The following is an 11528-nucleotide window of genomic DNA, read 5'->3' as shown; positions in this document are numbered from 1 at the left end:
TTGTTAGTTAATCATTTACATAACATAATTATATAATAAACGTTTTTAGAGTTTTTATCAATAGTTTTTTAAAATTTTGTAAACGAATTTAATAACTAGAATTACCTATTAAATTTGTCATTTTTGTTGTAAGTTATCTTTACAATAAATTTCTTTCAAATATAGTTTTTTATAATATGTTACAAACTTTTCAACTAAATTTGTAAAGCTTACTTTTCTATTCCAATTAAGTATCCTCTCTGCCTTTTTTGCATTACCATGTAAAATACTTACGTTATTAAAATTATTATCACAAGCTTTTACCAGTAGCTTTCCATCAGTTTTATTGTATCCATATTCAAAACCCGCTACTTTTTTCCAAACTATATAAATACCAACTTTCACAAATGCAATTTCTATAAATTCTCTAATACTATGACGTTCATTTGTTGATAAAACATAATCTGATGAAACATCCTTTTGCATCATAAGCCAAATACCCTGAATGTAATCTCTAGTATATCCCCATTCTTTCTTATAATCTAAATTATCTATAAAGATAGTATCTTTAAGTCCAAAATATATCATGACAACGGCCTCTGCTATAACTGAAGCTGAATACTTTTCTCTGCATTTTACAGATTCATGGTTAAATAACACCCCATTACAAGCAAACAAATTGTAACATTCTCTATAGCTTTTTGTTCTCCAATAAGAATAAAGATATCCTTTTGAATTTATCAAAAATTCATCCTCAGATGTATCTTCATCTAAAATTTTTTTAAATAATAATTCATTTGATGATTGATAATATTTACTCTTTAATTCATATACACTAATGTACTTTAATATTTTTCTTGTTAAGCTGCCATTACTTTCATATAAATTATAAATTTCATCTGGTTTAAACTTTATTAAAATATGTTCAATATCATTTTCCATAAGATTTAAATATTTAATTCTATTAGAATAGTATACATAATCCTTAAGAAGCTCTTTACATTTAAATATGCCAATTATATCATATCCTTTACTAATTAATAATTCAGATAAATAATATCCATCTTGATTCTCTAACCCAATTATTACTGCTTTTTTCATAGTTTACTTAAAACCTCTCTTCTCAAATTGTACATTTATAACACAAATATATTTTAATATATTTACCATATTTTTACAAATGTTTATTTGAAAATTATTGAGGTTTTATTAATATTAGGCGTTGACCTTGAAATTGTGGATTGTCCATCCATCTCATATAATCAAAATTTTCACAACGAAAAAGTAAAATATTCTGAATTTTTACTTAATTAAGCCCAGGGCATCGGCGACGGCTGACTTAATTCTTAATTTCCTAATTAGTTTACAAATTTAACTACGAAATTAAGAATTAATAAAAAATAAGGATTGTCACATTGAGCAACAATCCCTTAAACTAATTCCAATTATTCATTATATCATCCCAGGCCATCTTACCACATTTTGCTAAGGTAACTGTCCCATAAACACTATTAGGAATATTTTTTGACATTACAGTGAATACAAAATTACCTTTTGACAATCTTATAAAAGCAGTGTCATTTTCTACTCCTTTTTTATCTCCAGTTTTACTTGAAATTTCATATTTAAGATCATCTGGAATATATAGTGCTAGCTTATTTTTTATCTGCTGTCTTGTTAAAATATCTATAAGCATCTCACTATTTTCTTTTGATAAGAAAGTAGCATTTTTTAGTGTCTTCCATATACTACATAAATCATATGCACTTGATATATTTTCTATATCATTTTGCTTATTTCTTTCATCAGAAGTTTTTCTGTTTAGAATTGTATTTTTAAGTCCCATACTTTTAATATCTTCATTTATCCTATCCATTGAAACTATATCGATTATCTTATTTGCAGCTGTATTATCACTTTGTATAAGCATTGCTACTAAAAGTTCAAAAACTGTATATTCTCTTTCACCAAATTCATGAATTATGCCAGTACCATATACTTTATCAGCACTTTCTATTTTAACTTTTTTCATAAAATCTGTTTTTCCTTCTTCTACAGCTTTTATAAGTGAAACTGCTATTGGAAGCTTCATGCAACCAGCTGCAACCATCTGAACATTTTCATTATATCCATAAGTATAACCACTTTTTAAATCCTCAAAGAAAAAGCTATAATCACCAATTCTTGATTCTAAATATTTTTTTATTTCTTTCATAAATAAGCCTCCATAAAGTAATTTATATTTTAATCTCCAAATGACACACCAATTTTTCTAGCCATTTGTACAAGCTCTCCATCAATATCTACTAATTTGTTTTTTTGTCCTATAACATTTTCTAATGAATCACTTGAGATTTTATTTCCCTTTAAGCATACCATCTGACCAAACTTTCCAGAATTAATAAGTTCAGCTGCCGCTACTCCATATCTTGTAGATAAAATTCTGTCATATGTGCATGTTGTGCCACCTCTTTGTATATGACCAAGAACAGTACATCTTATTTCCTGATCATCAATTATTTTTTCAAGATCATCAGCAAGCTTATTGCCAATACCACCAAGTCTAATTGGATCAGGACTGTCTTCAACTACTTTTCTTATAACAACTTCTCCATCTTTAGGTTTAGCTCCTTCTGACACAACTACTATAGTAAATAATTTACCTGAAGCTTTTCTCTCCTCTACCTTTTCTTTTATCTTATAAATATCATATGGAATTTCTGGAATTAGTATAACATCTGCAGATCCTGCAATTCCAGATTCTAATGCAATCCATCCAGCATTTCTACCCATAACTTCACAAAGCATTACTCTATGATGAGATTCTGCTGTTGTGTGAAGCCTGTCTAAAGCTTCAGTTACTACATCAATTGCTGTATTAAATCCAAAAGTAACATCTGTAGATGCTAAATCATTATCTATAGTTTTGGGAACACCAACAACATTTACTCCCTTTCTTGAAAAATCTCTTGCAGATGTTAATGTACCATCTCCACCTATAATAACAAGTGCATCTACACCCTCTTTTTTCATATTTTCAACAGCTACATCAGAAACATCTTTTTTAACCTCTTGTCCATTTTCATTAATTGTATAATCAAAAAGATTATCTTTATTTGAACTGTAAAGAATTGTTCCACCTCTACTTAAAATTCCTGATACAGAATCTAATGTAAGTGGAATAAAGTCATTATTATATAAACCTCTATATCCAAATTTATATCCTATAACTTCATACCCATAATTTAAAATTGCAGTTCTAGTTACAGCTCTTATTACTGCATTTAAGCCTGGACAATCACCACCGCCTGTTAATAATGCAATCTTTTTAACATCTCCTATCATTAATAAATCCTCCCACCCTATGATTTAATTATTTTGCATTGGTAAATAATACCATTAATTTAATAATATCACATGATTTAAGGACTTTAAAGATTTTTTTACCATTTTATAGAAAACGTTAAATATTAATCTACAAACTTTATTATATATTATATTTATGTTATTTATGTTAATTTTAAGTTAATTATTATAAAATTAATCATTAAAAGAAAAGGACTTTTAAAAGTCCAAATCTTAACCTTATATTATTATAACTTTTGTTAAAACTAATATAGCAAGTAATGTTCCTGCAAATATTCTATATATAGCAAAAACTCTCATAGGCTTTTTCTTTAAAAATGCAACAAACTTGTCCATTACAACAATTGAAACTATAAATGCTACAATAAAACCTATAACTAATGCTATCCAACTAGTTGTATTCATAATTGAATAATCAAATTCAAATAAATCCTTAGCTGAAGATCCTACCATAGCTGGTATTGCTAAGAAAAAAGAAAATTCAGCTGCTATTGGTGTTGAAATATCAGCTACCCAACCACCCATTATTGTTGAAGCACTTCTTGACATTCCAGGCCACATTGATAAAACTTGAAATAAACCAACCTTAAATGATTGTTTAACTGTAATATCATCAATAGATTTTGTTTTGTGCTTTCTTTTTCTAAAAGAATTTTCAATAAGTAGTAAAAGTATACCACCAACAATAAATGCTATAATTACATACTTTGGTCCAAATAATGATTTAATCTTACTATAAAATAACATTCCTACCACACCAGCTGGAATTGAAGCTACTATTACGTTTATTCCAAATTTAAATCCTACTTTACCTTCTTTGCCTTTAGTAAAGATATATTTAAAAAATTCCACAACACTGTCTTTTATCTTTTTCCAATATAAAACAACTACTGCCATAATTGCTCCAAGTTGAATGACAACTTCAAACATATCAGCAAATTCGCCTTTAAAATCAATTAGATTGCCTATTAAAATCATATGTCCAGTAGATGATACAGGAATAAATTCAGTTAACCCTTCAACTATAGCTATTATTATAGCTTTCAATACAAACAAAAAATTTAACATTATCTTGTCCAACTCCTTAAACTTGTTATTTACTTTTTACTTTTTAGAATTTTTATAAATTCATACAATAAAAAAATTAAGAAAGTACTATAAAACTACTTTCTTAATTATACTTTTATTATATAAATAATGTCTACACAAATTTAAACATTTTTATAAATCATTACTTATTATTTTCAATTTCAACCTTTGCTTCAACAGCTTTGCCATCAATCAATAATGAAATACTAGTTGTACCTTCTTCAAGTTCAATGTTTTTATATTTTAGTACTTTTTCCATATTGTCATCATTTATTTTCAGATAATATTCATCTAATATTGAATCATCCTTAAATGCACCTATTATATATGCATTATCAGCAGCCTTTTCATCTGTATCCTTCATTATAACTAGATAAGCTTTAGCATCTTTACCATCTATTTTTTTAGAAGGATCAAAATTAAATAAATCTTTATTAGTAGTATATATTGTACAAGGAGCATAACTATTTCCTACCTTTAATGTTATATCCTTTTTGTCTGTAGTATAAGTTATATATGTATTACTTTTTTTGTTATCTAATGTATTGTCAATAGCAATTGTATAAGAAGATAAGTATTTTTTTATTTTATCTTTAAAATCATTTTGAGCAATAGAACCAACATATGTAAGATCATTCATTTTAGCTTGCATAATTTCAATCGCAGACAATGGTTCATCATTTTTTTCTAAATATCCATTATTTACAACATCTATCATAACCCACTTTGAATACTTTGTACTCCAATATTCAACAATATAATAGCTTGGATTTTTTGCATTTTTAGGATCTTCTTTTCTAAATTCACCAACTCGTGAAACTATTCCTTCACATAGGAAAATATCTCTTTGAAGATATGCCATATCTCTTGGTGCCAATTTTTTTCTACCAGACATATTAGAAATAATGGCATAGCCACTTGTAAGATTACTTTCACTTATATCATCCGAATCAGCAATAGAATTTAATATATCCATACCCTTGCTAATTATATCCTTTTCTGTTGATAAATTTTTTATTGAATCTTTAATTTTATATTCTGCATCAAGCTTTGACAAATCGGATTCTGTTTTTTCAGAACTTAAATCTTCATAAAAGAACTTTATATTATTTTCATTATAAATGCTATCCCAATTTGAAATTGTTATTCCTTTTTCCTTAGAAAAGAACTTTTTATATACAAACATTCCTCCACATAAAATACAGGCTAGTAATATAACTACAACTACTACTTTAAAAAACTTTTTCATATTTACTGCACCTCTCATATATAATCCATTTTTACCACTTCATATTTTCAAACCTTTAATAACTTATATCATATTACATTTATCGTACTTTTACTAATTACCCTTTATATGTTTTTATTAAAGAAAAATAATTTTAATAAAGCATTTCAAATAATAATGGATTAACTGTTGTACTCACATCGTTACCAGAGCTTTTCTTTACTTCTTTTGCTGCTTCATAATTAGCTATTATAACCTTTTTTACTTTTAAATCATCAACAGACTTAATCATTTCATATGCACATTTTAAATTGTATAATCCTCTATCAATATCATTGCCAATTGAAATATAATAACATCCTGCATTATTTAATGCTACTATATCATCATTATCATTTTTATAAGCCTTTCTTATTTCATTAATAACTTCATCCTTTTTGCCTATATCATAATATGCCTTACCAAGAGCTCTATGATATTTAGCTTCATTAGGATCTAAACTTATACATTTATTAATAAGTTCTATTCCTTCGTTAATATCCTTATCTTCAAATTTAATCATTGCCATATTATATATAATTTCTGCACTATCTGGTTCTATTTTTTCAGCTATTTCATAAAACTCATATGCTTTTTCATTATTTGATAATTCATTTTTATAATAATCCGCAAGTTCTAAAATTGCATCACCATTAAATGGTTCTGTAGAAATAGCTTGTCTATAATATGATTCAACTCTTACATTATCTGATTTAGCTTTTGTACTATTTGGAATATTATCTATGTAATTTTTATCATAATCTCTATTAGAATTTACACTCTTAGCTGCATATTCAAGAGCTTTAGAATTATTACCTTTATTTTTATAATATGTAGCAATAATATTTTCATCACTATATGTAGGATCTTCCTTTCGCTCTAATTTTTCTATAATTTGCTTTATCTTATCATTATCTGCACCCTTAAAAAAGCCTTGTTCAATAAGTTCTACTACATAACTTTCTACTTTTTCACTATAAATTTCATTTTTTAAATCATTATATTTACTTGATGACATTGAATCCTCTGAATAATGCTTAAGAAGCCATACTTTGTAACATGGTTCATCTTCATTGTCCTTTGATAATTGCTCAATTTCAGAAAGTAAATTATTAATTGAACTTGATGTTATTTCAGAAACAATATCGTATACTTTTAAATCATTTTTATCTTCTTCCCAGGCTTCCTTTAATATTTCAAGTCCCTTACTATTATCTTGTAATGTTATATACATTTTAGATAAAACAGCTAATTCATATGCAGATTTTTCCTTATCATTTTCATATAAATTATTTAATATGTTTCTTGCACTTTCTTTATCACCTTGCTGTAAATATAATGTAAACATCATTATATTCATATTAAAATCATCCATATTATCTTCATAAAAAGACTTTGCATATTCAAGTGCTTTATTATTTCCATTTAAGTATGATAAATATGATACTAAACAACCAAGTTCAGCATCTCCACTTTTATATTGATCTATACCATTTTGTGTTATTAAATTTACTCTCTTTTTTACCACTTCATCTAAAAGTTCATTTGATCTATTTATATCGCCACTAGCAGAATAAACTTCGGCAAGTTTTGCTTCATAATAAGGCCATTCTTGACCACTTTGCATCTTTTGATATTCAGAAATTGCCTTTGAATATTCTCCTTGAAAAAAATACTCTTCTGCTTTATTATTTGTTAGTGATGCTTTAACTTCTGCTTTTGTATTAGTGCCACTATTACACAATGTTACTACCGTAGACCCAAACACCATAACACCTAATATTGTAATTATAGAATCTAATTCTTTATATTTCCTGGCTAATTTTTTATGTGTACAGGATACTTTATTCCAAAAGGATTGTTTATTATCATCTGTATTTTTCATGAAAAGCCTCCTAAAAATTTGAATTTTTACATTATAATATTAAATTGTTAAAACAATTGATTTTTTAAATAAACAATTCTATTGTATCACTTTTTTTTTGAAAAATCCATAATTGCTTCATTTTTAAATTTGAACTCAAATTTTTACTTCATTTCACTTTCTGTTATTTATCACTTACAACTTTGGTTAATTAATAATTAATAATTAAGAATTAAGAATTAAGAATTAATAATTAAGAATTAATAATTAAGAATTATGGACATTTTGCTCTTTGCATTGCAAAAATTTTAAATTTATTGGTTATGCATAAAGTTTATGCTATACTTGTTTTTAGAAAGTTTATATTTCTACATTAATTAGGTGGTGACTTTAATTGAAAAAAATCAAAATAAACTCACTTTTAGGAATCTTTTTTTCAAAAGTAGTTTTGTTTTTATCAAAACACATACTAAAAGGTGGTAGTACTTTTCCAGGAACTATTGCCTTAAAATTTGATAAAAATATATTAAAAACTATTTCAAAAGGATATAAGGTAATACTTGTTACAGGTACAAATGGAAAAACAACAACAACAAGTATGATTACAAATATCTTACGAATGAATAAATTTAATGTAATTACAAACAATACTGGTGCTAATCTTTTTAGAGGTATTGTTTCCTGTTTTATAGATAATTATTCTTTTTTTAAAAAGCCTATAGATAATTCTTACGCTGTAATTGAAGTTGACGAAGCAAATGTTAAATTTGTTACTGAATATATAACTCCTGAAATAATTACCATAACAAATTTATTTAGAGATCAACTTGATAGATATGGTGAGGTATATACTACCTTAAATAAAATTCTTGAAGGAATAAAAAAAGTACCTTCTTCTAAATTAGTATTAAATGGTGATGATTCTTTATTTAATAAAATGAATATAAAAAATCAATGTGTATTTTATGGCTTTAATGTTCCAATTGATCCTAATGCAAAGATAGATATTAATGCTGATGCTAAATTCTGCAAATTTTGCAAAGCACCTTACAAATATAATTTTGTAACTTACAACCACTTAGGTGACTTTTACTGTCCTGAATGTGGATTTAAAAGAAACTCTTTAAAATATTCTATAAATAAAATTATAGATATAAGTGAAAATCATTCTAAAGTTCAAATAAATGATTGCACTATAACTATAAGCCAATCGGGAGTTTATAATATATATAATGGTCTTTGCGCATTTTCTATAGCTAAAGAACTAGGAATAAAAAATGATATAATAAATTCTTCTCTTAATAAGCAAGATGCAAGCTTTGGAAGACAAGAACAAATAAAAATTGATAATAAGAACTTAAAAATATTCTTAGTAAAAAATCCTGCTGGATACAATCAATCAATTGATACTCTCTGCTTAAATAATGATAATTTTTCTACATTATTTATGTTAAATGATAATTATGCTGATGGTACAGATGTGTCCTGGATATGGGATGTTAACTTTGAAAAATTAGCAGAACTTAATATAAATGATATTTTCATTTCAGGCACAAGACTTTACGATATGGCTGTAAGATTGAAAACTGCAGGATTAGATGAAAAAAAATTCATTATAAATGAGGATTACGAAAAAATTACAGAAAGTATAAAAAGCAGTAATTCTGATACAATTTATGTTTTGGCAACATATACAGCTATGATTAATTATAGAAAATACTTATACTCTAAAGGTTATATAAAAAAACTTTGGTAGGAGGTACCTTATGGAATTAAATATATGTCACCTTTACCCAGATCTTCTTAACGTTTATGGTGATGTTGGAAATATACTTATATTAAAAGATAGAGCAAAAAGAAGAAATATAAATGTTAATATTATTAATGTTTCACTTAATGATGAATTTAATCCAGAAGAAATGGATATAGTATTCTTTGGTGGTGGGCAAGACTATGAACAATCTATTGTTTCAAAAGACTTAATGAAAACAAAAAAAGAAAATTTATCAAAATATATTGAATCAGGAAAAGTTCTAATTGCAATATGTGGAGGCTATCAATTACTTGGTAAATATTACATAGCTCCAGATGGAGAAAAATTGCAAGGTCTTGGAATTCTTGATATATACACCAATGGCGGTGAAAAAAGATTTATTGGTAATACCATAATTCATAATGATACATTTAATGAAACATATGTAGGTTTTGAAAATCATTCTGGAAGAACATATATAAATAATTTAACTCCTTTAGGAAAATGCATACATGGCTATGGAAATAATGGGGAAGATGGATATGAAGGATGCATATATAAAAATACTTACTGTACTTATTTTCATGGTTCTCTTTTATCAAAAAATCCTGAACTTGCAGACAGGTTTTTAGAAACTGCATTAAAATTAAAATACAACAAAGAGGTAAAGTTAGAACCTTTAGATGATTCTCTTGAAATAAATGCAAAAAATTCAATAATAAATAAGTATAGAAAATCATCTTAAGTAATGCTATACTAAAAATGTTTCTAAATAATAAATAATTTATTTTATATATAATATTTTTATGAAAGTTGGGGAGATTATTGTGACCAAAAGAAAATTATTAAAATCATTAGCCCTAGTGCTTACTTTTTCAGTTCTTGCACCTTTTTCAAGCAAGACTTATGCAGCTGATTCTGAACCTTCTATAAAGTCTGAAGCTGCTATTGTGGTAGATTATGATACAGGTGAGATAATCTACGAAAAAAATGCTAATGACAAAAAATTCTTAGCAAGTACAACAAAACTTATGACTGCACTTTTATTTGCACAAAACAAACAAAAAACTGACAACCTTACATATTCTCAAGATGCAAAAAATCAACCTCCATACACTTTAGATAATGACTATATGAAACCCTATAGAAAATCATTAAATGTAGGAGATACAATTTCTGCTGATACAATAATGAAAGGACTTTTGCTATTTTCAGGTAATGATACAGCCTATGTAATTGCTGATAATGTATCTTCTACTTCTCAAGAATTTGTTACTCTTATGAATAATAAAGCTACTGAATTAGGTTTAAAGGATACTCATTTTGAAAATCCTAATGGTCTTCCTGTAAATGGTTCTGATGTTAACTACTCTACTGCTTATGAACTTTCAATTATTACAAAAGCAGCTTATGAAAATGACTGGATAAGAGAAGTTATGTCAATGTCAAATGCTACTGTTACTTTACCTCAAAACACAATTGTTACATTACAAAACAGAAATACTGAATTAAACAAAAATGGCAATATAGGTGGTAAAACAGGAGTAACTGATTCTGCTGGAACTTGTTTTGCTGGCGTATATGAAAGGGACGGCAGAAAATTAATAGGTGTAGTTTTAAAATGCGACAGAAATAATAATGATAAACGTTTTGAAGATTTAAAAAGTATGATGGATTATAGCTATGATGCAAAAAAAGAAACTTTTAAAGAAAAAGGCAGTGAAGTTGGAGATGTAACTCTTAATTATAAGATCTTTGGAGGATTTGGTCCTGAAAAAAGTATTACAGTTCCTGTAACATTAGCTGATGATGTTGAATTATACAAAAATAACATAAACGATAATGAAGCATCAATAAATTTTGATATAGATAATACTAATGCTTGGAAGGCAGCTTCAAATAAAACTGTTCCTGTTACGGTTTCTGTTAAACAATATTCAGAAAAGGTTGATGGTACTATTGAACTTACAAAAGGAACATTAATAAAAGCTAATTTATTAATATATATATCAATAGTTGCTGCTGTACTTGTTGTTATTATATTAATTGTTGTAATTATCAATTTAATAAGAAAAGCTACAGCCAAAAAATCAAGAAGTTCATATGGTAGAAGACGCCGTTATTAAATTTTAACATTAAAAATTTTAATAATAAGATTAAGATTTGTTAATTAATTTAACAAATCTTAATTTTTATGATAGGAGAAATAT

9 protein-coding genes are annotated in these 11528 nt (G+C 26.4%); 3 read left to right on the top strand and 6 right to left on the bottom strand.

Annotated elements, in window-relative coordinates; all coding sequences use genetic code 11:
• Positions 1-117 precede the first annotated feature (117 nt).
• The 6 genes from ACTNAO_RS04550 to ACTNAO_RS04525 all read right to left on the bottom strand — a co-directional run bounded on the left by ACTNAO_RS04550 (position 118) and on the right by ACTNAO_RS04525 (position 7586).
• Complete coding sequence (locus ACTNAO_RS04550; protein WP_441026581.1) at positions 118-1080, bottom strand: GDP-mannose 4,6-dehydratase; 963 nt, start codon at positions 1078-1080, stop codon at positions 118-120.
• 334 nt (positions 1081-1414) lie between these two features.
• Positions 1415-2194 (bottom strand): serine hydrolase, encoded by a 780-nt coding sequence (locus ACTNAO_RS04545; RefSeq protein WP_441026579.1) that lies wholly within the window; start codon positions 2192-2194, stop codon positions 1415-1417.
• A 29-nt stretch (positions 2195-2223) separates the two neighbouring features.
• Positions 2224-3324 carry a 6-phosphofructokinase gene (locus ACTNAO_RS04540; RefSeq protein WP_441026577.1) on the bottom strand — a complete coding sequence of 367 codons (1101 nt, stop codon included), beginning with the start codon at positions 3322-3324 and terminating at the stop codon, positions 2224-2226.
• A gap of 240 nt (positions 3325-3564) precedes the next feature.
• Positions 3565-4413, bottom strand: coding sequence for an undecaprenyl-diphosphate phosphatase (locus tag ACTNAO_RS04535; RefSeq protein WP_441026575.1), 849 nt, complete (start codon positions 4411-4413; stop codon positions 3565-3567).
• 163 nt (positions 4414-4576) lie between these two features.
• Positions 4577-5683, bottom strand: coding sequence for a hypothetical protein (locus tag ACTNAO_RS04530; RefSeq protein ID WP_441026573.1), 1107 nt, complete (start codon positions 5681-5683; stop codon positions 4577-4579).
• A 133-nt stretch (positions 5684-5816) separates the two neighbouring features.
• Positions 5817-7586: a tetratricopeptide repeat protein gene (locus ACTNAO_RS04525; protein WP_441026571.1), complete on the bottom strand. Its 1770-nt coding sequence runs from the start codon at positions 7584-7586 to the stop codon at positions 5817-5819.
• Between the two features lie 373 nt (positions 7587-7959).
• On the opposite strand from ACTNAO_RS04525, the gene ACTNAO_RS04520 reads away from it, so the two are divergent.
• From ACTNAO_RS04520 to ACTNAO_RS04510, 3 genes are all read left to right on the top strand, one after another.
• Positions 7960-9321, top strand: a complete 1362-nt coding sequence (locus tag ACTNAO_RS04520; protein ID WP_441026569.1) for a MurT ligase domain-containing protein — start codon at positions 7960-7962, stop codon at positions 9319-9321.
• Positions 9322-9331: 10 nt separating this feature from the next.
• Positions 9332-10063: a type 1 glutamine amidotransferase gene (locus ACTNAO_RS04515; RefSeq protein WP_441026567.1), complete on the top strand. Its 732-nt coding sequence runs from the start codon at positions 9332-9334 to the stop codon at positions 10061-10063.
• Positions 10064-10145: 82 nt separating this feature from the next.
• Positions 10146-11444 carry a D-alanyl-D-alanine carboxypeptidase family protein gene (locus ACTNAO_RS04510; protein WP_441026565.1) on the top strand — a complete coding sequence of 433 codons (1299 nt, stop codon included), beginning with the start codon at positions 10146-10148 and terminating at the stop codon, positions 11442-11444.
• Positions 11445-11528 lie beyond the last annotated feature (84 nt).

The organism is Clostridium sp. HCP1S3_C6 (assembly GCF_052066735.1).
Taxonomy (GTDB): Bacteria; Bacillota; Clostridia; order Clostridiales; family Clostridiaceae; genus Clostridium.
This window is presented reverse-complemented; position numbering and strand designations above follow the sequence as displayed.

Coding starts and splice junctions, on each gene's coding strand:
- ACTNAO_RS04530 (WP_441026573.1), bottom strand. CDS start 5,683: ATGAAAAAGTTTTTTAAAGTAGTAGTTGTAGTTATATTACTAGCCTGT.
- ACTNAO_RS04545 (WP_441026579.1), bottom strand. CDS start 2,194: ATGAAAGAAATAAAAAAATATTTAGAATCAAGAATTGGTGATTATAGC.
- ACTNAO_RS04525 (WP_441026571.1), bottom strand. CDS start 7,586: ATGAAAAATACAGATGATAATAAACAATCCTTTTGGAATAAAGTATCC.
- ACTNAO_RS04540 (WP_441026577.1), bottom strand. CDS start 3,324: ATGATAGGAGATGTTAAAAAGATTGCATTATTAACAGGCGGTGGTGAT.
- ACTNAO_RS04535 (WP_441026575.1), bottom strand. CDS start 4,413: ATGTTAAATTTTTTGTTTGTATTGAAAGCTATAATAATAGCTATAGTT.
- ACTNAO_RS04515 (WP_441026567.1), top strand. CDS start 9,332: ATGGAATTAAATATATGTCACCTTTACCCAGATCTTCTTAACGTTTAT.
- ACTNAO_RS04550 (WP_441026581.1), bottom strand. CDS start 1,080: ATGAAAAAAGCAGTAATAATTGGGTTAGAGAATCAAGATGGATATTAT.